At 65.9% G+C, this 20,402-nt stretch carries 16 protein-coding genes, 7 tRNA genes and 1 pseudogene; 12 read left to right on the top strand and 12 right to left on the bottom strand.

The window, feature by feature from the left end:
* Nucleotides 1-170: 170 nt before the first annotated feature.
* Both AC5P7X_RS06390 and AC5P7X_RS06385 read left to right on the top strand, forming a co-directional pair.
* Nucleotides 171-2,360, top strand: coding sequence for a PAS domain S-box protein (locus AC5P7X_RS06390; protein WP_069138245.1), 2,190 nt, complete (start codon nucleotides 171-173; stop codon nucleotides 2,358-2,360).
* Between the two features lie 62 nt (nucleotides 2,361-2,422).
* The gene (locus AC5P7X_RS06385; RefSeq protein ID WP_346607846.1) at nucleotides 2,423-2,725 is read left to right on the top strand and encodes a hypothetical protein; all 303 of its coding nucleotides are present in this window, start codon (nucleotides 2,423-2,425) and stop codon (nucleotides 2,723-2,725) included.
* Here the strand turns inward: AC5P7X_RS06385 and AC5P7X_RS06380 are convergent.
* Both AC5P7X_RS06380 and AC5P7X_RS06375 read right to left on the bottom strand, forming a co-directional pair.
* Nucleotides 2,667-2,957, bottom strand: coding sequence for a putative quinol monooxygenase (locus AC5P7X_RS06380; protein ID WP_065185761.1), 291 nt, complete (start codon nucleotides 2,955-2,957; stop codon nucleotides 2,667-2,669). The genes AC5P7X_RS06385 and AC5P7X_RS06380 overlap by 59 nt on opposite strands.
* Nucleotides 2,958-3,018: 61 nt before the next feature.
* A complete protein-coding gene (locus AC5P7X_RS06375) occupies nucleotides 3,019-4,107 on the bottom strand; it encodes a DUF5694 domain-containing protein (RefSeq protein ID WP_495214630.1) in 1,089 nt (362 codons plus the stop codon).
* Nucleotides 4,108-4,639: 532 nt separating this feature from the next.
* Between AC5P7X_RS06375 and AC5P7X_RS06370 the strand changes: the two genes are divergently transcribed.
* Nucleotides 4,640-6,466, top strand: a complete 1,827-nt coding sequence (locus AC5P7X_RS06370) for a methyl-accepting chemotaxis protein (protein ID WP_053500692.1) — start codon at nucleotides 4,640-4,642, stop codon at nucleotides 6,464-6,466.
* Here the strand turns inward: AC5P7X_RS06370 and AC5P7X_RS06365 are convergent.
* Both AC5P7X_RS06365 and AC5P7X_RS06360 read right to left on the bottom strand, forming a co-directional pair.
* Nucleotides 6,449-6,701 (bottom strand): annotated as a pseudogene (locus tag AC5P7X_RS06365) (nucleotidyl cyclase domain-containing protein); the annotation flags it as partial. The gene AC5P7X_RS06370 and the pseudogene AC5P7X_RS06365 overlap by 18 nt on opposite strands.
* 269 nt (nucleotides 6,702-6,970) lie before the next feature.
* Nucleotides 6,971-7,056 (bottom strand) — tRNA-Leu (locus AC5P7X_RS06360).
* 132 nt (nucleotides 7,057-7,188) lie between these two features.
* On the opposite strand from AC5P7X_RS06360, the gene AC5P7X_RS06355 reads away from it, so the two are divergent.
* Nucleotides 7,189-7,569: a response regulator gene (locus AC5P7X_RS06355; RefSeq protein ID WP_053500690.1), complete on the top strand. Its 381-nt coding sequence runs from the start codon at nucleotides 7,189-7,191 to the stop codon at nucleotides 7,567-7,569.
* A 124-nt stretch (nucleotides 7,570-7,693) separates the two neighbouring features.
* On the opposite strand, the gene AC5P7X_RS06350 is transcribed toward AC5P7X_RS06355, so the two are convergent.
* On the bottom strand, nucleotides 7,694-8,650 hold the full coding sequence (locus AC5P7X_RS06350; protein ID WP_495214629.1) for an SOS response-associated peptidase family protein: 957 nt from the start codon (nucleotides 8,648-8,650) through the stop codon (nucleotides 7,694-7,696).
* Between the two features lie 76 nt (nucleotides 8,651-8,726).
* On the opposite strand from AC5P7X_RS06350, the gene AC5P7X_RS06345 reads away from it, so the two are divergent.
* Complete coding sequence (locus AC5P7X_RS06345; protein WP_053500686.1) at nucleotides 8,727-9,143, top strand: GNAT family N-acetyltransferase; 417 nt, start codon at nucleotides 8,727-8,729, stop codon at nucleotides 9,141-9,143.
* A 95-nt stretch (nucleotides 9,144-9,238) separates the two neighbouring features.
* On the opposite strand, the gene AC5P7X_RS06340 is transcribed toward AC5P7X_RS06345, so the two are convergent.
* The 7 genes from AC5P7X_RS06340 to AC5P7X_RS06310 form a co-directional block, all read right to left on the bottom strand.
* Nucleotides 9,239-9,314: transfer RNA gene (locus AC5P7X_RS06340), tRNA-Glu, on the bottom strand.
* Between the two features lie 47 nt (nucleotides 9,315-9,361).
* Nucleotides 9,362-9,437 (bottom strand) — tRNA-Ala (locus tag AC5P7X_RS06335).
* A 44-nt stretch (nucleotides 9,438-9,481) separates the two neighbouring features.
* Nucleotides 9,482-9,557 (bottom strand) — tRNA-Glu (locus AC5P7X_RS06330).
* A 49-nt stretch (nucleotides 9,558-9,606) separates the two neighbouring features.
* Nucleotides 9,607-9,682: transfer RNA gene (locus AC5P7X_RS06325), tRNA-Ala, on the bottom strand.
* A gap of 185 nt (nucleotides 9,683-9,867) precedes the next feature.
* Nucleotides 9,868-9,943: transfer RNA gene (locus AC5P7X_RS06320), tRNA-Glu, on the bottom strand.
* 54 nt (nucleotides 9,944-9,997) lie between these two features.
* Nucleotides 9,998-10,073 (bottom strand) — tRNA-Ala (locus AC5P7X_RS06315).
* Between the two features lie 103 nt (nucleotides 10,074-10,176).
* Nucleotides 10,177-10,575, bottom strand: a complete 399-nt coding sequence (locus AC5P7X_RS06310; protein ID WP_049415383.1) for a heavy metal-responsive transcriptional regulator — start codon at nucleotides 10,573-10,575, stop codon at nucleotides 10,177-10,179.
* Nucleotides 10,576-10,761: 186 nt separating this feature from the next.
* Here AC5P7X_RS06310 and AC5P7X_RS06305 point away from each other — a divergent pair, with 186 nt between their 5' ends.
* The 7 genes from AC5P7X_RS06305 (at nucleotide 10,762) to AC5P7X_RS06275 (ending at nucleotide 20,199) form a co-directional block, all read left to right on the top strand.
* Nucleotides 10,762-11,829: a GlxA family transcriptional regulator gene (locus AC5P7X_RS06305; RefSeq protein WP_005417111.1), complete on the top strand. Its 1,068-nt coding sequence runs from the start codon at nucleotides 10,762-10,764 to the stop codon at nucleotides 11,827-11,829.
* An 82-nt stretch (nucleotides 11,830-11,911) separates the two neighbouring features.
* Nucleotides 11,912-12,715 (top strand): redoxin family protein, encoded by an 804-nt coding sequence (locus tag AC5P7X_RS06300; protein ID WP_206620951.1) that lies wholly within the window; start codon nucleotides 11,912-11,914, stop codon nucleotides 12,713-12,715.
* A gap of 30 nt (nucleotides 12,716-12,745) precedes the next feature.
* Nucleotides 12,746-13,585 (top strand): thiol:disulfide interchange protein DsbG, encoded by an 840-nt coding sequence (dsbG, locus tag AC5P7X_RS06295; protein WP_206620952.1) that lies wholly within the window; start codon nucleotides 12,746-12,748, stop codon nucleotides 13,583-13,585.
* A 514-nt stretch (nucleotides 13,586-14,099) separates the two neighbouring features.
* Nucleotides 14,100-15,530: a DcaP family trimeric outer membrane transporter gene (locus AC5P7X_RS06290; protein ID WP_053499659.1), complete on the top strand. Its 1,431-nt coding sequence runs from the start codon at nucleotides 14,100-14,102 to the stop codon at nucleotides 15,528-15,530.
* Nucleotides 15,531-15,606: 76 nt separating this feature from the next.
* Complete coding sequence (gene adiC / locus AC5P7X_RS06285) at nucleotides 15,607-16,959, top strand: arginine/agmatine antiporter (RefSeq protein ID WP_005410068.1); 1,353 nt, start codon at nucleotides 15,607-15,609, stop codon at nucleotides 16,957-16,959.
* A gap of 20 nt (nucleotides 16,960-16,979) precedes the next feature.
* On the top strand, nucleotides 16,980-19,268 hold the full coding sequence (locus AC5P7X_RS06280) for an Orn/Lys/Arg family decarboxylase (protein ID WP_053499657.1): 2,289 nt from the start codon (nucleotides 16,980-16,982) through the stop codon (nucleotides 19,266-19,268).
* Between the two features lie 28 nt (nucleotides 19,269-19,296).
* Nucleotides 19,297-20,199 (top strand): cation diffusion facilitator family transporter, encoded by a 903-nt coding sequence (locus AC5P7X_RS06275; RefSeq protein ID WP_053499656.1) that lies wholly within the window; start codon nucleotides 19,297-19,299, stop codon nucleotides 20,197-20,199.
* The last annotated feature ends 203 nt before the right edge of the window (nucleotides 20,200-20,402 follow it).

Raw genomic sequence — 20,402 nt, 5'->3', positions numbered from 1 at the left:
ACTTGTCGATTTTCCCCGTGATTGCGCACACTTGCGCTTGAGGGGAGGCGTCCGGCCACCCCGCTGTTGCTGGGGAGGGCCATGACGCCAGCACGACCCGCCATCTTCGTTGCAGGCCGCAGCGTTCCGCTGCGGTCGGCGCCTGCCCGTGCCGGCAGGGGACCGGAATGATGCCGGGCCAGGGCACCCACGGCAATGGACTGCTGGAGCGCCGCCTGCAGGAGCTGGCAGAAGAGCGTCGCCGCCTGGCGATGATCATCGACGGTACCGCCGCGGGAACCTGGGAATGGAACGTGCAGACCGGCGAGATGCGGGTCAACGCGCGCTGGGCTGAGATCGTCGGTTACCGCCTGGAAGAGCTGCAACCCATCTGCCAGAAGACGTTCCTGAAGCTGGTCCATCCCGATGACATCGCGCTGTCCGATGCGGCGCTGGATGAGCATTTCGAAGGCCGCAGCGACAACTACGCCTGCCTGCTGCGCATGCGCCACAAGAACGGGCAGTGGATCTGGATCCAGGACCGCGGGCGGGTCTTCGAATGGGATGGGCAGGGCAAGCCGTTGTGGATGGCCGGCGCGCATGCTGACGTCACCGAGCTGCAGCAGGCGAGGCAGGACGCGGCCGAGACCCGGCAACGCCTGCAGGCCGTGGTCGATGCGTCCGATGAGGTAGCGGTGATCGCCACCGATACCGATGGCACCATCACCCTGTTCAACACGGGTGCGGAGCGCCTGCTGGGCTACAGCGCAGCGGAGGTGGTCGGCCAGCGCCGGCTCGATGCGTTCCACGATCCGGAGGAACTGAAAGCCTGGCTGGAGCCGCTGGCCGATGCCGAGGGCAACCTTCCCGACGTGTTCGAAGCGCTCAGTGCTCGCGCTGACGGGCAGACCTACTCGCGGCAGTGGACGTTGCTGCGCAAGGAGGGCCTGCCACGCCAGGTGCGCCTGTCGATCAGCCGCATGGAAGGTGCCGAAGGCGCACGCATCGGCTACGTCGGCATGGCCATCGACATCACCGAGATCCTGCAGGCACGGGCTGAGGCGCGGCTGTCGGCGGAGAAGTTCGCCGGTGCATTCACGTCGGCGGCGTTGGGCATGGCGCTGGTGTCGCTGGAGGGGCGTTGGCTGGACGTCAATGATGCGCTGTGCCGGATCCTGGGTTACCCGCGCGAAGAGCTGCTGCAGGTCGACTTCCAGCGCCTGACCCATCCCGATGACCTGCAGACCGACCTGGCCCTGGTGCAGGACCTGCTGGCCGGACGGCGCAGCCATTACCACCTTGAAAAGCGCTATCTCGACCGCGACGGCCGCATCATCTGGGCGCGGCTGTCAGTGTCGCTGGTGCGCAGCGAGCATGGCCAGCCACTGCATTTCGTGTCGCAGATCCAGGACATCACCGCCCAGCGCAGCAGTGAGCAACGCCTGTTCGAGAGCGAACAGCGCAGCCGCATCACCCTGGATGCGGTGGCCGACCTGGTGCTCAGCGTCAACCTTGACGGCCGCATCGACTATGCCAACGCGGCCGCGGTACGCACCCTGGCCGGTGATGGCGCGCTGTCGCTGGCCGGGCACAGGGTGCAGGACGTGCTGGCGCTGACCACCGAGTACGCGCCCGGCTCGGTGCTGGATGTGCAGGTACTCCTGGACCCGGAAAGCAACGCGGTGGACCTGCATGCCGACCTGCTGCTGCGCCTGGGCACGGCAACGGTGCCGGTGGACCTGACGCGGGCCTGGCTGCGCGATGACGAAGGCCATGTGCGCGGCGCGGTGTGGGTGCTGCGCGACGACACCCAGCAGCGGGCGCGGCAGCGCGAAGCCCGCCACCTGGCCGAGATCGATCCACTCACCGAACTGAGCAACCGCCGCGGTTTCGAGGTGCACCTGCAGCAGGCGATCACCCGCGTCGAGCGCACCGGGCAGGCCGCCTCGCTGATGTACATCGATCTGGACCGCTTCAAGCCGGTCAACGACACCTGGGGCCACCTGGCCGGCGATGCCGTGCTGTGGGCGGTGGCCAGTGTGCTGCGACATGGTGTGCGTGATTCGGACGTGGTGGCGCGGCTGGGCGGCGACGAGTTCGCGGTGATCCTGTCCGGGTGTACGCCGCGTCGTGCCGCACGGATCGGCGGTGAGCTCCTGCAGACCCTGTCAGCGCTGTCCATTCCATGGGATCAGCACCGGCTGCGGGTCGGTGCCAGCATCGGCATCGCGCCCCTGGCGGGGGGCATGAGCGTGGACCAGGCAGTGGCCGCTGCCGATGCACAGTGCTACCGGGCCAAGGCGCTGGGGCGCAACAACGTGCAGGTGCAGGGCGAGCTGTCGGGGCTTCCAGGCGACGATGCCGATGCCGCCCAGGACTGATCTCAGCCTGTGAGAGGACGCGCGCGAATACTGCGCGCATCTCCACTCAAGCAGGTGAACCCATGAATGCCTGGAACCCGGTTGCGGTGCGCAAGTTCATTCCGGCCCTGATCGGCTGGTGCCTGGCGCTGGCCACCTGCCTGCGCGCCGAACAGCTGCGCGGCGACCCGTACGCGCAGGCGTTGTTGCCCGTGCTGCAGCAAGGCGCGGTCGCGCTGCTGGTCCTGAGCCTGGCGTGCACGGTTGCAGCCTGCCTGTTGCTGTGGCGGCACGGCCGCAGCGTCGGCGGGCGTCTCGCTTCCGGCACTACACCCGTGCGGCGTCCATCAGCAGGACCCGGCACGGTGCGCGCTGGAACGCGTTGATCTGAGGCACCAGACGCTGGAAGTGCTCGCTGGCGCAATGGATATCCAGTGCGTCGCGGTCCGGCCATTGCTCGATGAAGACGAAATGCCCGGGGTCCTTCTGGTCGACGAACAGTTCATAGCCGAGGCAGAGCGGCTCGCGCTGCGTGCATGCGACCAGCTCGCGGTACAGGGGAAGCACGGTATCCACGGCATCGGGATGGATGAAATCCTCGGCGATCACTTTCAGCATGTCGGCACCTGCAGACGGGCCTTGCAGGATAGTGCCAGCGCATGGCCGGCACCTATCCTGGTCAACGCAATACTGCGTCAGTACTGACCAGCTGCACGTCGTGCATCTGATTGAGGTAGGCCTCGTAGTAGCCCTTGTGCGAGGCACCGACGATGGCCAGCATTCGGCTGCCAGGGTGCAGGCCCAGCACGTCGCGGATGTTGGCGACCATGCGCAGGTTGCGGGTTTCCCAGTAACCGACATACATCCGGCCGAACGCCTTGGAGGACGGCTCGGCGAGCGTCGCGCCGAAGTCGCTCTGGTACGCGGCCATCGCTGCCGCCGGGCTGTTGTAGTCCCTATACAGCGCGATGACGCCGCCAGGCTTGTCCAGGTTGGCCACGAGGCGTGCATCTGCCTCCCGTCGCGCGCGCGAGTGCGTATTGTTCCAGGCACCGGTGATGGTCGCGCTGGCCGCCGCTTCATCCTCGGCGGGCGTGGGGGAATCGGCCGTATGGTCGTCCACGGCCCACAGCCGTTCATGCCCGAGGCGGGCGGCGACTTCGGCGGCGATCAGGTTGGTTTCATTGCGGCGAACCAGGCCTTTATCGAGGATCTCGACCAGGGCGGGGGTCAATCCATCACCGGCTTTGCGCTCGGACGCAGGCAGGCGCAGCCACTGCACCTGCGCCGAGCCGCGTTCGCCCGCTGCCAGGAACAATGCAGCGAGTCGACGACGCTGGGCGGGCGCCGGCTCGTCCGGCCATGTCGCAAGCAGGCGCTCGGCCTGGGCGTTCGCTGAAGGCACGTCCAGGCCGGTGGCAGCCTGCGCAGCGGTGGTGTCGAAGCAGTAGGTGGCCACGCTCTCGGCATAGCGTGCCGGGTAGCGACGCATGAAATCACACTGCAGGCCTGACAGGTCTTCGGTGGCGATCAGCTCGGGCTTCCAGGTGACCAGTCGCTGCAGCAACGGTTCAAGCAAGGCGGGCTGGAAGGACTTGGGCAGGCCGGACAGGTGGGCGGTGCCCAGTACCAGTACCTCGTTCGGTCGCCCTGCAGGCGGCCCCTTCAGCTGGTCCGGCTGGAAGGCGGGCCGATAGGTGGCATCGGCAGCGAGGGCGCCGGTACTGCACAGGCCCAGGATCAAGAGGCTGGCCAAGCGTGGGAACATGCGATCTCCGTGTCAGTGAGCGTCCTGCGGTTCGCTGCATGCTGGCCATTTTCACCTGCCATGGAATCGCCCGTTGGTCATGCAAACCTTTTGGGCTTGAACTGCATCGGCGTGCCGGGCAAGGCTATGCCCAGTGACGGCGGCAACGCGCGATATGTTCCGTGACGACACCCCGTGCCCCGCCGAGCGTGAGCAGAATGTGAAGTACATCGCGATTGTCTAGCGCGCCCCTGCAGCCGCATCTGAAGTTGCGACGGACGTCGCGTAATCCGGCTAAAGCCACCGATCCCCTCGCCGATACTCCCTCTGGATCCCGCTCCAGTCACCCGCCGCAGGACCCCAGGCCGTCCCCGATGGGCGGCCCGCGCTGTGTGTTCCGCCGCTCCCAGATGCCGATCGCACCCGCAGCAGACGTTCGTGGCAGTCGCTCGAGAGGTGCCGGTTGGCACCTGTAGTCCCTGGCACCTGAAGTTGCCGCCGGGCATCCCGCCCGTCGGGTCGCAACCGCTTACCGGACACCGAGGATCAGACAATGCTCATTCCAGGCTTCACGGCGGGCGCGCAGGCGCCGGCCGAGCTGCATACCCGTTGGTCGCCGTGGCGTGCCCTGCTGGGCGCGCTGGCTCCCCAGCACCGCACCGGCGCCGAGGCCGTGTCCGATGGCCGTGCCGAGCTGGAAGCCCAGGTCGCGGCGCTTCACCGGGTCCAGGCGGTCATCGAGTTCGCCCTCGATGGCACCATCCTGCAGGCCAATGACAACTTCCTGCAGGCGATGGGCTACCGGCTGGAGGAGATCCAGGGAAAGCATCATTCCCTGTTCGTCGATCCCGAGCAGGCGCGCAGCGCCGAGTACCGCGAGTTCTGGGCGCGGCTGGGGCGTGGCGAATATGACGCTGGCCAGTACCGGCGCTTCGGCAAGGGCCAGCGCGAGATCTGGATCCAGGCCTCGTACAACCCGGTGCTGGACCGGCAGGGGCGGCCTTACAAGGTGGTCAAGTTCGCCACCGACATCACTGCGCAGAAGCTGCAGGCAGCCGACTCGGCCGGGCAGCTGGCGGCGATCGACAAGTCGCAGGCGGTGATCGAGTTCGGCATGGACGGCCGCATCCTTTCGGCCAACGACAACTTCCTGGCCGCCACCGGCTACAGCCTGGACGACGTGCGTGGCCAGCACCACTCGCTGTTCGTCGAGCCCGAGTATCGTGGCAGTGCCGAGTATCGCCAGTTCTGGGAGAAGCTCGGCCGTGGCGAATACGATGCCGGCCAGTACCGGCGCCTCGGCAAGGGCGGGCGCGAGGTCTGGATCCAGGCGTCCTACAACCCGATCCTGGATCTCAACGGAAAGCCGTTCAAGGTGGTCAAGTACGCCACCGACATCACCGCGCAGGTGCATGAGAACCAGGCCATGCAACGTGCCGTGGCGCAGACCCGTGAAGTGGTGGCGGCCGCGAAGGAGGGCGACCTGACCCGGCGCGTGGCCACTGCCGACAAGAACGGGCCGATCGCCGAGCTGTGCGAGGGCGTGAATTCGTTGGTGGAGGCGATGGCCGCGATCATCGCCCAGATCAAGTTCGCCGCCGACACCATCGTCGTCGGTGCCACCGAGATTGCGCAGGGCAACAGCGATCTGTCGCAGCGCACCGAGCAGCAGGCCGCGTCGCTGGAGGAGACCGCGGTGTCGATGAAGGGCCTGGCCGAGACCGTGCAGCGCACCGCGACCAACGCACGGCAGGCCAGTCAGCTGGCCGGTGGTGCTGCTGATGTCGCTGCCCGCGGTGGCAACGTGGTGCACGAAGTGGTCGAGACCATGGCCGTGATCAACGCGTCCTCGCGGCGCATCGTCGACATCATCGGCGTGATCGACGGCATTGCTTTCCAGACCAACATCCTTGCGTTGAACGCGGCGGTGGAAGCAGCGCGTGCCGGCGAACACGGGCGTGGCTTCGCCGTGGTCGCCACCGAGATCCGCGAACTGTCGCAGCGCTCGGCCAGTGCCGCGAAGGAGATCAAGCAGCTGATCGATGCGTCGGTGGCCAATGTCGGCGCCGGTACCGCGCAGGTTGAGAGCGCCGGACGCACCATGGACGAGATCGTGGTCAATGTGCGCCGTGTCAGTGATCTGATGTCCGAGATCAGCACTGCCGCGCAGCAGCAGAGCGACGACATCCAGCAGATGAACCATGCCGTCGATCTGATCGACCAGGGCACCCAGCAGAACGCCGCGCTGGTCGAGGAAGCCTCGGCCGCAGCGCGCAGCATGGAAGAGCAGTCGGCGCAGCTGCTGCAGACGGTGGCCAGCTTCCGGGTGCAGGGCGGGGCCGGGCACCTGCACGGTGGGGCGGTGCTGCGCGCGGTCTAGGCGCGCCGATTGGCGTGTTGTTCCCCGGCCTTGTGGGGCGGCCTGCTCATGCGCAGCCTGCCAGGCTACGCCGATGCTGATGGTCACATGGGCCTCAGCGGCGGGCAGCGCGGCGGCTTCCACGGCGGCGCGCAGGCGCTCGCAGGGCGGCGATGAATTCCTCGCCGCCGTCGCGGGCCAGCAGGTCATCACCGCGTTGCGGGCAGCCGTCGAGGATCGCGGCAACCGCCTGCAGGTTGTTGGCGTCCCAGCGCCCGGCGCTGATCGGATGCGTCAGGCAGATGGCGGGCGATCTGCAGCGCCATCGCCCGTTCGGAAACGTCGCCCCAGCTGGTGTGCTCGATCACGCCTGGCAGCGAGAAGTAGTGGGACCGGGCGACGGCGTCGGACGCCCGCAGGAGCGGCAGCCGCGCGGGCAGGGCATGCTGGGCATGCTTGCCAGTGTCGGGCGCTCGGACCCGGGAAATGCAAAAGGCCAGGTCATGGACCTGGCCTTTGATGCAGTGGTGCCGGTGAAAGGACTCGAACCTTCATGGGGTCACCCCCGGCTGATTTTGAGTCAGCTGCGTATACCATTCCGCCACACCGGCAGGCAGCGTGCGAGTGTAACCGAGGTCGGCAGGCGATGCATAGTAGGAGGGCCTATGAGGGCGGTTCCTGTCGGCATTGGCCCCTTGATAGCTATACTCCCAGCGTGCAATTGCCTCCAGGAGCGGTAGCCGATGACAGTGTTGCAGGACCTGAGGGTGCTGGTGGTCGAGAACGACGAAATGAGTGCGGCCCTGCTGCAGATGCAGCTGGTGCATGCCGGAGCGGTCGTGGTTGGCCTCGCAGCGAGTGTGTCCGAGGCCCTGCGGCTGCTGGAGCAGAGCACTCCTGATGTGGCCCTGCTGGATTACCGCCTGGCCCGCAACGAGACCAGTGAACCGGTGGCTGCAGCGCTTTCGGCACGTGGCATTCCGTTCGTGCTGGCCACCGGAATGCTGGCCGAGCAGCTGCCAGCACCGATGTTGGCCGGCCTGTTGCTGGTCAAGCCCTACCTGTCGGCCGATCTGTCACGCGCGCTGGCGCGTGCGGTGGGCCGCTCCGGCGTCAAGGCCTGAGCAGTCCGCCGCGCGCTGGCAGGGGTCTGCTGCCGAGGCCTGAATACTCAGGCCTGCGATGTGTGGCGGCAACCCCTGATCCAGGAACCCCGCCCAGGCGGGGTTTTTCAATTGCGTCCGGCGCTCAGACCGCTTCCTCGTACACGTAACGGATCTCCTCGCGGTCGTCGAGGATGCGGTACTGGCGCGCCAGGTCATCCGGTTCGGGGTTGAGCCAGGCGTCGAGGTGTTCCTTGCGGATCGGTACCACGCCGCGGTCATGCCCGGCAGCGGCGACGTCGCTGGGCGGTGCGTCGGTGATCGTGGCAAACGACAGCAGGCGGCCTTCCGGTCCTTCCCATTCTGCCCAGAGGCAGGCCAGCAGCAGGTCGCGGGGCGGATCGGGACGGAATTCGAGTACCACGTCCTGTTCCTTTTCGTCGGCGCCGAGGGTGCGGCCGGCGATGGCGTGGCGGGGCACGTGCTCGTAGAACGCCTGTACCACCACCACGCCATGGCGCAGTCCGAACGCACCCCGCCAGTAACCTTCCAGGCTGTCGCGCCGCGCATTGTAGGTGCCGGGGTAAAGCACGTCGTTGCGCGCCGGCTTGTCCGGCAGCCGGCACTGGTAGCGCATCGGCTTGATCACGCGCTGGCCGTTCTCGCTGACCATCACCGGTGCGTAGGTGCCGGGGAAAATGCGGTTGTCACGCGGCAGCAGCTGCACCCGATGCAGGTCTTCCAGCCGGGCCTGTGCGCGCTCGATGCGGTTGCCGACCACGCGCAGGTCGTTGCGCGCCTTCTGCGTGGGCCGGGTGGCCAGCGTGGCATGGGCAATATCGCGTCGTTCGCGTTGCCGGGCCAGTTCGGCCTCCAGTGCCTGTTGCTCCTGCGCATGCCATTGCTGGATCTTCGCCACGATGTCCCGCCCCTGTTCGGTACGCGCACCGGCGAATCCGTCATCCATCGCCTTCGGGGTCTTCGGCCGCTTCTTGCCCGGATCGTGTGCGTACAGCTCGGCGAAGTCCTCCAGCGACAGGATGGCGCCGAACTCGCGTACCAGCTTGGCGTAGTCAGCGCGGATCAGGGCGGAATAGCACATGGGACTCTTTGGGCCTGGGTCGCAGCGGCTGCGACGTGGATGCGGCAGGATAGCCCGACCCATCCGGAGATGCCGCATGAATGGTTCCATCACCTGCCAGTTCCGCGAAGCCGTACCCACGGTCGAGGACTACTGCCAGTTGCGCGTGCTCGCAGGCCTCAGCGCCAAGTCCCGCGAAGCAGCCGCCCGCGCGCTGCCCAATACGTTGTTCGGCGTGTGCGCTTACCAGGGTGCAGAACTTGTGGCGATGGGCCGTATCGTCGGCGATGGCGGCTGCCACCTGCAGGTCTGTGATATCGCGGTGCTGCCGCGTTTGCAGGGGCAGGGCCTGGGCAAGGAAGTGATGCGGCGGCTGGACGGCTGGATGCAGGCCAACCTGCCGCCGTCGGCGTACGTCAGCCTGCTGGCCGATGGCGAGGCGCATCGGCTGTATGCACAGTTTGGTTTCGCACCGACTGCACCGGCATCGATCGGGATGTATCGGCGGTTCTGAGCCGTGGGCGGGGTGAAGCCATCTACGCGCAGGGCGGTTTGATGGCAGATCGCGGGCAAAGAAAAACCCCGGCCGAAGCCGGGGTTTTCAAGAATTGGCGTCCCCACGGGGATTCGAACCCCGGTCGCCACCGTGAAAGGGTGATGTCCTAGGCCTCTAGACGATGGGGACGCACGAAAACTTCAAGTTGTAGATCCTTCGACGGCCTAATGTCGAAGTGGTGGAGCCAAGCGGGATCGAACCGCTGACCTCCTGCATGCCATGCAGGCGCTCTCCCAGCTGAGCTATGGCCCCATGAAACTCTGGATATCTGCCAGGAGCAGAGTCCGTTTTGAAACTGGCGTCCCCACGGGGATTCGAACCCCGGTCGCCACCGTGAAAGGGTGATGTCCTAGGCCTCTAGACGATGGGGACGCACGAAAAACTTCAAGTTGTAGAACTTTCGACGGCCTAATGTCGAAAGTGGTGGAGCCAAGCGGGATCGAACCGCTGACCTCCTGCATGCCATGCAGGCGCTCTCCCAGCTGAGCTATGGCCCCGTGTTACCGAGCCGCCTATCATACCTGCGTGTTCACGTTTGTGGAAGCTTTTTTCGAACTTTTTTCGTCCCGGTTCAACCTTCGCCACCAAGGGCAGGGGAACCGCAACGCCACAACCTGAATGCCGGTAGGCGGTGAACAAAAAAGACCCGGTTATCGGCCGGGTCCTCGTTGTTCGTGATGAGTGGCGTCCCCACGGGGATTCGAACCCCGGTCGCCACCGTGAAAGGGTGATGTCCTAGGCCTCTAGACGATGGGGACGCAATTCTCATCAATGTTCTTTAGCGACCTTTCGACGGCCTAATGCCGAAAGATTGGTGGAGCCAAGCGGGATCGAACCGCTGACCTCCTGCATGCCATGCAGGCGCTCTCCCAGCTGAGCTATGGCCCCACGTCGCTGAGGAGCGAAATAATAGCCTTGCCCCAGAGGGTTGGCAAGCATTTGTTGCACTTTTCTTCACGTGCGTTGCGAGGGGGGCGACGATCGCACGTACTCAGTCGGCGCCGTCGGTCAGCGCCGCCAGGATCGGGCACTGATCCAGGGTGCCGTGGCCGGGGCAGGCGTCGACCAGCTGCGAGAGCGCGCTGTGCATGCGTTGCAGTTCAGCCATGCGCTGCGCGATGTCCTGTAGGCGGGCCTGTGCCGCGTCGCGCACGCTGCCCATGTCCTGCGGGTGGCGATCACTGAGTGCCAGCAGTTCGGCGATTTGTTCCAGGCTGAAGCCCAGTGTCTTGGCGCGGCGGATGAAGCGCAGCCGGCGCAGGTCCTGCTCACCGAAGATGCGGTAGCCCCCGGCCGAGCGTGCCGCGGTGGGCAGCAACTGCTGGCGCTCGTAGTAGCGCACGGTATCGATCGGTACGCCGGCCTGGCGCGCCAGTTGACCAATGTTCATGGCGGATTCCTGCGGATGCTGCCGGTCATTCTGAAGCCTTGAGTGCGGTCCAGGGTCAAGCTCCCGCCGCTGACGGCGCATTCAGCGCACTTTGCAACTTTCTTCATAGCCCCGCCGTCGTGGCAGTTCCTACCCTGCGCCTGAACCGGCCGCTGGATGGCCCGCAACGAACCGAGGAGATGCTCTGTGGAAGGATTCAGGAACGAAGGATTCGTAGAGGTCGCGGTGGTCGAGTACCCGGGAGGCGACCCGTCGGCCGCCTCTGTGCTGACCGAAATGGCACATGTCGCCAACCGGCTTGCCCAGCAGCAGCGTCGCCCGTTCAAGCGTGTCCTGGTAACCCGCTGGGTCGTGCCAGCCAGCCAGACCGGCGTGCATCGCATTGCCGGCGCGGAGATGCTCGAGGCGGACATTCCCGCCGTGATCGCCGTGCCTGGCCAGATCAGTCAAGGCGTCTGCCTGCGCGCCGATGAGGTCCTGCTGGATTGGCTGCGCGCGCATTACGATGGCGGCAGTCTGCTGGCAGCTGCCAGCGATGGTGTCAGCATGCTGGCACGCGCGGGTCTGCTTGCCGGGCGCACCGTCAGTGGGCCGGACCTCGGGCGCCATCCGGGCCTGCAGGGGCAGTCGGCCAGCTGGGTGCCCAGTGAGCGCGCGCTGGTCGACGACGGTGATCTGCTGACAGTGGCCGGTTCCCAAGCCTGGCGCTTCCTCGCCCTGCGGCTGCTGTACCGGCTGCACGGCCAGGGCGTAGCGAGTTCCGTGGCGCAGCAGTTGGGGATCACGGTGCCCGCGGCGATCCAGCAGGATCTGGAGCGTTTCAGTGCCAACTTCGCCCACGGCGATCGCGACGTACTGAAGGCGCAACGCTGGCTGCATACCACCGCTGCGCGTGGGGCCACGCTCGGAGCGATCTGCGAGGTTTCCGGACTGGAGCCACGGACTCTGCAGCGGCGCTTCCTGAAGGCCACCGGCCTGCGTCCGATCGAGTATTGCCAGCGGTTGCGTATCGCCAAGGCACAGACATTGCTGCAGCAGGGGGCGGGTATCGATGAAGTGGCCTGGGGGGTGGGCTATGCAGACCAGAGCGCATTCCGCCGCCTGTTCCTGCGCATTGTTGGAATGACGCCGGCCAACTATCGGCGGCAGGTCAACAACAAACGGCGCGAACGGCCGCTGTTGTCGTCGGTGGCGGGCAGCCTGCGCGGGCTGCAACCGGCGCCTGGCATGCAGATGCCGCGCAGCGCGGCCTGAAGCCTGCGGTGGGCGTCGTACTTGCAACCTGGGCGCGACGCTTTGACCATGCAGGCAACGAGATGATGGGACGGGTGGGTTGATGTCGAGTGTTGGACCGGTGCCGATGCCGGTGGTGCTGATCCTGATGTGCGTGCTGCTGGCCATGGCGGTGGCCCACCTGTGGCCGCGGCCGAAGGACGGGATGGCAGTGCCTTCCGGGGCCAGCCTGGTCCTGGACATGTTGCTGATCGGCCTGCTGTGTGGACGCATCAGCTTCGTGGCCTTGAACTTCGCGCTCTACCGTGAGGCCCCCTGGAGCATCCTGCAGATCGCCGACGGTGGGTATCACCTTGCAGTCGTGCTGGTTGCGGGCCTGGCGTGGGGCACCTGGCGGCTGCGGTTGTGGCGCGCGTTACGTGCGCCGGTGTTGGCGGGGGCGCTGGTGGGTGTGGGGCTGTGGGCGGCGGGCAGCCACCTGCTGGCAACATGGCAGGAGCAGCGGATGCCGCTGCCGGCGGTACAGGTGGCGGATCTGCAGGGGCGCAGGATCGATCTGCAGCAGTTCCGTGGCAAACCGATGGTGCTGAATCTCTGGGCCAGCTGGTGTGGTCCCTGCCGTCGCGAGATGCCGGTACTGGCATCCGCACAGCAGACCCACACTGACGTGCAGTTCGTGTTCCTCAACCAGGGGGAAACCCTGGACGAAGTGAAGGGTTTCATCGCATCCGAACAGCTCTGGCTGGGCAACGTATTGCTGGACGATACCGCGTCGGCGTCAACCGTGCTGGGTGTACAGGCCTATCCGTCGACGCTGTTCTTCGACGCCGAAGGCCGCCTGCGTGAACTGCACCTTGGCGAACTGACGGCGGCGGGTCTTGAACACAAACTGCGCCGGCTGCGGTAGCCTGCGCGGGCATCTCACTACGGAGTTCCCATGTTGTCGACTTCCCTGCGCATCGCTCCGGCGGTGCTGTTGCTGCCGGTCATGCTGGCATTGGCCGCCTGCAGCCAGGCCCAGACCCCGCCGGGCAAGGCGGCCGCGCCGGCAGCGAGCGCTCAGGCCCCAGCGGCCAAGGCCGAGCGCCCCGCAGTGCTGAAAGGCATCGAGAAGCACGGTTTTGAAGTCGTTGCCGAGTTCGATGCACCGGGTGGCCTGCGTGGATTCGCTGGTGTGGTGGGCGGGCAGCAGCCGGCCGCAGCCTATGTCACCACCGACGGCAAGCATGTGCTGGTAGGCAGTCTGTTCGATGCCGAGGGCAACGACGTGGCCGCCGAGGCGGTGGAGAAGCTGGTCGCAGCACCGATGTCGGCCAAGATGTGGACCAAGCTGGAGGCCAGTGCCTGGGTGCGTGACGGCAAGGCCGATGCGCCGCGCGTGGTCTATACCTTCAGTGATGCCAACTGCCCGTACTGCCACAAGTTCTGGGAAGCGGCGCGTCCGTGGGTCGACGCCGGCAAGGTGCAGTTGCGCCACATCATGGTCGGCGTGATTCGCGAGGACAGCCCGGCCAAGGCTGCGGCCATCCTGTCTGCGCGTGACCCGAGTGCGGCCTTGCTGGAGAACGAACACCAGTTCGACCGTGGTGGCATCAAGGCCCTGCCGAGCATCAGCCGCGAGATCGCCGCCAAGCTCGACGCCAACCAGGTGCTGATGATTGAAATGGGCTTCCAGGGCACGCCGGGCATCCTGTTCCAGGATGCACAGGGCCAGGTGCAGCGTCGCGCCGGCCTGCCACAGGGCGCTGACCTGCAGACGGTGCTGGGCCCGCGCTGATCGGCACCCATGTCGTGATGCGACACCACAGGCCCGCATGGCAGCATGCGGGCCTGTTGCGTTTCGTCACTTGTGCGGGTGATGCAGGCTGCGCACCACCTGTTCGTCGTCACGTCTGAATCGTGACTGACATCAAGCATCGCGCCTTGATTCCAATCAAGGCCAAAAACGACAGGCGGACTAGCCTGTGACGCATGGAATACAGCGTCAACGCGCCAGGGATGCCGCGCCTGACACGCCCTGAACCGGGGCAGTCGGCACAGCCATTCACGACGTTCTCACTCCCTGGTTGTTACCCAGACTGCTGCGGTCGCCACCTCTCCGGCAGTGCGGCCCTGATGGCGTCGATATCGGTACGGGCAGGGCAGTGTCATCGTCCTGTTGCCTGCCACGCGCAGGCTGGCCGGTGTCGTCGACGCAGTACCCGCATTTCCAGCAACGGCAACGCAACGTCGGAGCTGCGCCTGCGCGCGCGCCGTCAGTGCGCTGCGAATGTTCGTCCAGGGAGGATGCAATGCGCTTTGCGGTACTGAGTCTGGCCTGCCTGACCGCGCTGGCGGTCACGCCCGCATATGCGCAGCAGAATGGCCAGGAGGATGCGCACGCATTGCGCCAGGAAATCGCTGCCATGCGGCAGGCACTGGAGGGCATGCAGAAGCGTCTGGATCAGCTCGAACAACGCGAGGGCGCTGTCGCGGCCGCTGCGCAGGTAGCAGCGCCGGTGACACCACCTGGCAGCAGCGCCAACCTGCTGCATCCCACCCAGGTGCCGGGTGTGGCGCAACCGGTGCTGCCGCAGCGCGAATCGGTGGCCGATCCCTCAACGGCGGCCTCGCGTCCCGACAGCGCTGCTGGGCCGACCGACCCGGATCTGAAGGGGTTCTTTGCCATTCCAGGTACTGACACGGTGATCCGCATTGGCGGATATGCCAAGCTCGATGCGATTGCCGATTCGCGCGCGGCCGGTGACGAGGATCAGTTCATCCCTTCGTCGATGCCGGTGGGCGGCAGCCATCGCGATGTTTCCAATTTCAACATCCACGCCAAGCAGACCCGCTTCAGCTTCGAGGCGCGGCGCCCGACCACGCACGGCAACCTGCGCTTCTACCTGGAGAACGACTTCTTCGGCAGCAGCGACGGCTACGCGTTCCGCCTGCGTCATGCCTATGGCCAGCTCGGCAATACCTATGCCGGTTATGGCTATTCCAGCTTCATGGACCCGGACAGCCTGCCCGACACGCTGGATTTCGCCGGGCCCGGCGGCGCGGGCTATCTGCTGGTGGCCGGCATCCACCACAGCTTCGCGATGGGCAAGGGCAACACCCTGACGCTGGCCGCCGAAGACCCCAAGACCGAACTGGCCGGTGCCAGTGATGAACGGGCCGCAGTGAACCGGCTGCCGGATGTGACCGTGACCGCACGCATGGAGCGTGACTGGGGCCATCTTCAGCTGGGCGCGGTGGCGCGCAGCCTGGCCTATGACGGCGAGGGCGAGCGCGACCGGCGCATGGCCGGCGGCCTGCAGTTCAGTGGCTCGGCATCGGTAGGCGAGCGCGATCTGTTGCTGTTCGGCGCGCTCGGCGGGCGCGGCCTCAGCCGCTACACCGCGGACCTGACCGGCTCCGGGCTGGACGCGGTGGTCGGTGCCGATGGCCATCTCGACGCGCTGGACCTGCACGGCGGCTTCGTCGGCTACACGCATTACTGGTCCGAGCTGTGGCGTTCGAACCTGATCTTCGGCCAGCTGACCCTGGAGCGGAACGCGGCACTCGCTGCTGACGCCTTCCGGCAGAGCCGATACGGCGTGTTCAACCTGATCTGGAGCCCGGCGCCGTCGTGGACGATGGGCATGGAGCTGCTGTACGGCCGCCTGGAACAGCAGGGCGGTGCGCGCGGCGACACGGTCCGGGTGCAGGGCAGCCTGCAATACAACTTCATCAAGTAAGCGCCAGCGGCGTTACGCCAGCGCAACCGTCCCCACGCCCGGCCGCACCGGGTTCATGCCAGTACAGGAGATTGTCATGGCAGAAGCAAAGAAAATCGGGGTGGTCGGAGCCACCTTCCTTGTCGCCGGCAACATGATGGGCTCAGGCGTGTTCCTGTTGCCGTCCAGCCTGGCCAAGATCGGTACCGCATCGATCTGGGGCTGGCTGATCACCACGGCCGGTGCGCTGTTGCTGGCCTTCGTATTCGCCAAGCTGGGCAAGCTGGCGCCGAAGGCGGGCGGTCCGTATGCCTATGCGCGTGACTGGTTCGGGCCTTACATGGGCTTCCAGACCAATACCATCTACTGGTTCGCCAACTGGATCGGCAACGTTGCCATCCCGATCGCCGCGGTGGGCTACTTCAGCTACTTCTTCCCGATCCTGTCCGAGCCGCTGGTGCGCTGCATCGCGGTGCTGATCCTGGTGTGGGCTCTGAGCTTTGCCAACGTGATCGGCCCGGCCTTCGTCAGCCGTGTGCAGACGGTCACCACCAGTTTCGCGCTGGTGCCGATCCTGGGCATCGCCATTTTCGGCTGGTTCTTCTTCGATGCCGACATTTTCAAGGGCGCCTACAACGTGTCCGGTGAGTCCAACTTCGGTGCGATCTCCAGTGCCGCGGCACTGACCCTGTGGGCTTTCATCGGTGTCGAATCGGCTTCGGTCACGGCTGGCGTGGTCGAGAACCCGGAGAAGAACGTGGCCCGTGCCACCCTGGCCGGTGTGTTCCTGGCTGCCATCGCCTACATCGCCAGTTCCTCAGTGATCATGGGCATGGTGCCCAATGGCGAGCTGCAGACCTCCGACGCACCGTTCGCTCTGGCGGCGGCCAAGGCGGTCGGTGGCTGGGGCGGCGCGCTGGTCAGCCTGTGCGCCTTCATCGGTGCCGCCGGCTCGCTGGGTGGCTGGATCCTGCTGACCGCGCAGAGTGCCAAGGCGGCCTCGGATGATGGCCTGTTCCCGAGCATCTTCAGCAAGACCAACAAGGACGACGTGCCAGTCAAGGGCGTGCTGATCGTGGCGGTGCTGATGACCCTGGCGGTGCTGGTGACGTCCACCTCGGAAACCGCGTCGGCCCAGTTCGACGTGATCACGTCGGCGGCCGTGGTGCTGACCCTGCTGCCCTACATCTACTCGTGCGTGGCCTGCTACTTCGTGGTCGAGCGTTCGCACACCCTGGTCCATACCGGTGCGTTCTGGACCCTCACCAGCCTGACCGTCGTGTACTGCCTGTGGGCGATCTACGGCTCGTCGGGAACCATCGTGCAGTACGCCTTCCTGTTCGTGCTGTTCATCACCGTGTTCTATCCATTCTTCAGCGAGGAGCGCCGCCAGCAGCGGCAGCGCGCCCGCGAGGCATCGGCCATCAGCGCCGGCGCCCAGCGTTCCTGAGTTCGACAAGGAGAATCAACGTGTACTTCAAGTCCCTGGACTACCCGGTCATTGTCATCGACAACGACTACGAGTCGCCGCGCATCGGCGGCATCCTGATCCGCGCCCTGGTGGAAGAGCTGCGCAGCAACGACCAGCGGGTGCTGTGCGGGCTGAACCTGGATGATGCGCGTGCCGGAGCCCGTACCTATGTGGCGGCCTCGGCGGTGCTGATCTCGATCGATGGCAGCGAAGAGGTGGATGGCGAGTTCCAGCGCCTCACCGCCTTCCTGCGCGAGCAGAGTGCGCGCCGCGCCAACCTGCCGGTGTTCCTGTACGGCGAGCGCCGCACCATCGAAAAGGTGCCGAGCAAGCTGCTCAAGTACATCCACGGCTTCATCTTCCTGTTTGAAGACACCAAGAGCTTCATCTCGCGGCAGGTGATGCGCGCGGCCGAAGACTACATGAAGAATCTCCTGCCGCCGTTCTTCAAGGCGCTGATCCATCATGCGGCAGAGTCGAACTACTCCTGGCATACGCCGGGCCATGCAGGCGGCGTGGCATTCACCAAGTCGCCGGTCGGCCGTGCGTTCCACCAGTTCTACGGTGAGAACACCCTGCGCAGCGATCTGTCGATCTCGGTACCGGAGCTGGGCTCACTGCTGGATCACACCGGCCCGATCAAGGATGCCGAGGAAGAGGCGGCGCGCAACTTCGGTGCCGACCATACCTTCTTCGTCACCAATGGCACCTCCACCGCCAACAAGATCGTCTGGCATGGCACGGTGGCCCGCGGCGACGTGGTGTTCGTCGACCGCAACTGCCACAAGTCGCTGCTGCACGCGCTGATCATGACCGGCGCGGTGCCGGTGTACTTCACCCCAAGCCGCAACGCACACGGCATCATCGGCCCGATCAGCCTGGATCAGTTCACACCGGAATCGCTGCAGCAGCGCATCGCCGCCAACCCGCTGGCCAGCCAGGCCTACAAGGCCGGTTCCAAGCCGCGCATTGCGGTGGTGACCAACTCGACCTACGACGGCCTGTGCTACAACGCCGAGAAGATCGCCGACGAAATCGGCAGCGCGGTCGACTTCCTGCACTTCGACGAAGCCTGGTACGCCTACGCCGCGTTCCATCCGTTCTATGAGAACCACTACGGCATGGCCAAGGGCAAGCCGCGCGAGCAGGATGCGATCATCTTCACCACGCATTCCACCCACAAGTTGCTGGCCGCGTTCTCGCAGGCGTCGATGATCCACGTACGCAACTCGGCGCAGCGCGACCTGGATGCCGAGCGCTTCAACGAGTCGTTCATGATGCACACCTCGACCAGCCCGCATTATGGGGTGATCGCGGCCTGTGACGTGGCCTCGAAAATGATGGAGGGCGAGGCCGGCCGTTCGCTGGTGCAGGAAATGCATGACGAGGCGATCGCCTTCCGCCGCGCGATGCTGCACGTGCGTGACGACCTCGGCCGCGACGACTGGTGGTTCAGTGTGTGGCAGCCGACCAAGGTCGAGCGCAGCCTGGACAAGGGCGATACGCCGGCTCCGCTGGTGGCCAAGCGCGAGGAGTGGTACCTGCAGCCGGACGCGCACTGGCACGGCTTCGAGAATCTGGTCGATGACTACGTGCTGATCGACCCGATCAAAGTGACCCTGCTGACCCCGGGCCTGGCGATGGACGGCAGCATGGGCAAGCTGGGCATTCCGGCGGCGGTGCTGAGCAAGTTCCTGTGGGGCCGCGGCATCACTGTGGAGAAGACCAACCTGTATTCGGTGCTGTTCCTGTTCTCGATGGGCATCACCAAGGGCAAGTGGAGCACGCTGGTCACCGAGCTGATGGCCTTCAAGGAGCTGTACGACTGCAACGCGCCGTTGAGCCAGGCATTGCCGACGCTGGCGGCGGACTATCCGATTGCCTACGCCGGCTGGGGACTGCGTGACCTGTGCGATGCATTGCACGCGTTCAACCAGGAATTCGAGGTCGCCAAGGTGATGCGCGAGATGTACGTGGATCTGCCGACGCCGGTGATGACCCCGGCCGATGCCTACAACCACCTGGTGAAGGGCGAGATCGAGCGGGTCGACATCGAGCAGCTCAGTGGTCGCGTCGCGGCGACCATGCTGGTGCCGTATCCGCCGGGCATTCCGACCATCATGCCGGGCGAGCGATTCGGCGACAGCGACGAGCCGATCATCCAGTCACTGCGTATTGCCCGTGAACAGAATGCGCGTTTCCCGGGCTTCGAGTCGGATGTGCACGGGCTCATCATCGAGCACGATGGCGATGTGACCTCGTACAGGGTGGAGGTGCTGAAGGCCTGACCGGGGACGGTCGGCCCTTCGGCGAGCGATGGATACCGCGCGCGAGCAACGCATCCTGAAGTTCTCCATCGGGGTGACCATCGCGGTGAGCGCGGTCGGCTTCATCGGTGGCCTGCTGGTGGGATCGCAGGCCATCCTGTTCGACGGCGTGTACAGCCTGGTCGACGTTGCCTTGACCCTGGTTTCGTTGTCGGTACTGCGGCTGGTGGCGCGGGAGCAGAGCCCGCGCTTCCAGTATGGCTATTGGCACCTGGAGCCGATGGTCGAAGCACTCGGTGGGGTGATCCTGTCGCTGGCCTGCGTGTACGCGCTGGCCAACGCGGTCATCGGCTTGACCACGGGCGGGCACGAAGTGAAATTCGGGCCCGCGCTGTGGTGGGCGGCGCTGCTGAGTGCCAGCAACCTGGCAATGGCGACGTTCGTCGCGCAGCGTGCGCGGCGCCTGCGCTCGGCGTTGTTGTGGCTGGATGTAAGAGGCTGGCTGCTGGGTGGATTGATGAGCCTGGCGGTGGTGCTGGCCTTCGTGCTGGCCCTTGTCCTGCATGGCGGCGAGTGGCACCACTGGGTCCCGTACCTGGATTCGATCGTGCTGGCGTTGATCAGCCTGGCGGTACTGCCAGTGCCGGCGCGCAGTGCATGGAAGGCCATGCGCGAAGTGCTGCAGGTGGCGCCGGATGACCTGGACCGGCGCGTGCAGCAGGTAATGCAGGCATTCGTGTCCGAGCGTGGCTATGCCGGTTTCACCAGCCACGTGGCGAAGATGGGGCGGATGCGCTTCATCGAGATCCATGTGCTGGCAGACCCCGGTACGCCATTGGGCTCGGTGGGCGAGGTCGATGCGATGCGCGATGAGATCGCCGTGCGGCTGGATGCGCGGGGCAGCACGTTCTGGTTGACCATCGATTTCACTGCGGATCCGGCGTGGACGTAGCCCTGCCTCTTTCGCGCCGGGGCCTTGCCCGGCCAGGTTCTGTTCGCCTGTAGAGCCGGGCCCATGCTCGGCTGCCGTTCGCATGGAACAGCCGAGCATGGGCCCGGCGATACAGCACGCTGCGATCGTTGCACACGGCGGACTGCTCTGTTGCGCCGGATGTGTTTGACCTGAACCTGGGTTGAGGTCGCAGACTGCGGCAC

Source organism: Stenotrophomonas sp. YJH_SMC_53 (assembly GCF_059369995.1).
This window is presented reverse-complemented; position numbering and strand designations above follow the sequence as displayed.

Coding starts and splice junctions, on each gene's coding strand:
- AC5P7X_RS06390 (WP_069138245.1), top strand. CDS start 171: ATGCCGGGCCAGGGCACCCACGGCAATGGACTGCTGGAGCGCCGCCTG.
- AC5P7X_RS06385 (WP_346607846.1), top strand. CDS start 2,423: ATGAATGCCTGGAACCCGGTTGCGGTGCGCAAGTTCATTCCGGCCCTG.
- AC5P7X_RS06380 (WP_065185761.1), bottom strand. CDS start 2,957: ATGCTGAAAGTGATCGCCGAGGATTTCATCCATCCCGATGCCGTGGAT.
- AC5P7X_RS06375 (WP_495214630.1), bottom strand. CDS start 4,107: ATGTTCCCACGCTTGGCCAGCCTCTTGATCCTGGGCCTGTGCAGTACC.
- AC5P7X_RS06370 (WP_053500692.1), top strand. CDS start 4,640: ATGCTCATTCCAGGCTTCACGGCGGGCGCGCAGGCGCCGGCCGAGCTG.
- AC5P7X_RS06355 (WP_053500690.1), top strand. CDS start 7,189: ATGACAGTGTTGCAGGACCTGAGGGTGCTGGTGGTCGAGAACGACGAA.
- AC5P7X_RS06350 (WP_495214629.1), bottom strand. CDS start 8,650: ATGTGCTATTCCGCCCTGATCCGCGCTGACTACGCCAAGCTGGTACGC.
- AC5P7X_RS06345 (WP_053500686.1), top strand. CDS start 8,727: ATGAATGGTTCCATCACCTGCCAGTTCCGCGAAGCCGTACCCACGGTC.
- AC5P7X_RS06310 (WP_049415383.1), bottom strand. CDS start 10,575: ATGAACATTGGTCAACTGGCGCGCCAGGCCGGCGTACCGATCGATACC.
- AC5P7X_RS06300 (WP_206620951.1), top strand. CDS start 11,912: ATGTCGAGTGTTGGACCGGTGCCGATGCCGGTGGTGCTGATCCTGATG.
- dsbG (WP_206620952.1), top strand. CDS start 12,746: ATGTTGTCGACTTCCCTGCGCATCGCTCCGGCGGTGCTGTTGCTGCCG.
- AC5P7X_RS06290 (WP_053499659.1), top strand. CDS start 14,100: ATGCGCTTTGCGGTACTGAGTCTGGCCTGCCTGACCGCGCTGGCGGTC.
- adiC (WP_005410068.1), top strand. CDS start 15,607: ATGGCAGAAGCAAAGAAAATCGGGGTGGTCGGAGCCACCTTCCTTGTC.
- AC5P7X_RS06275 (WP_053499656.1), top strand. CDS start 19,297: ATGGATACCGCGCGCGAGCAACGCATCCTGAAGTTCTCCATCGGGGTG.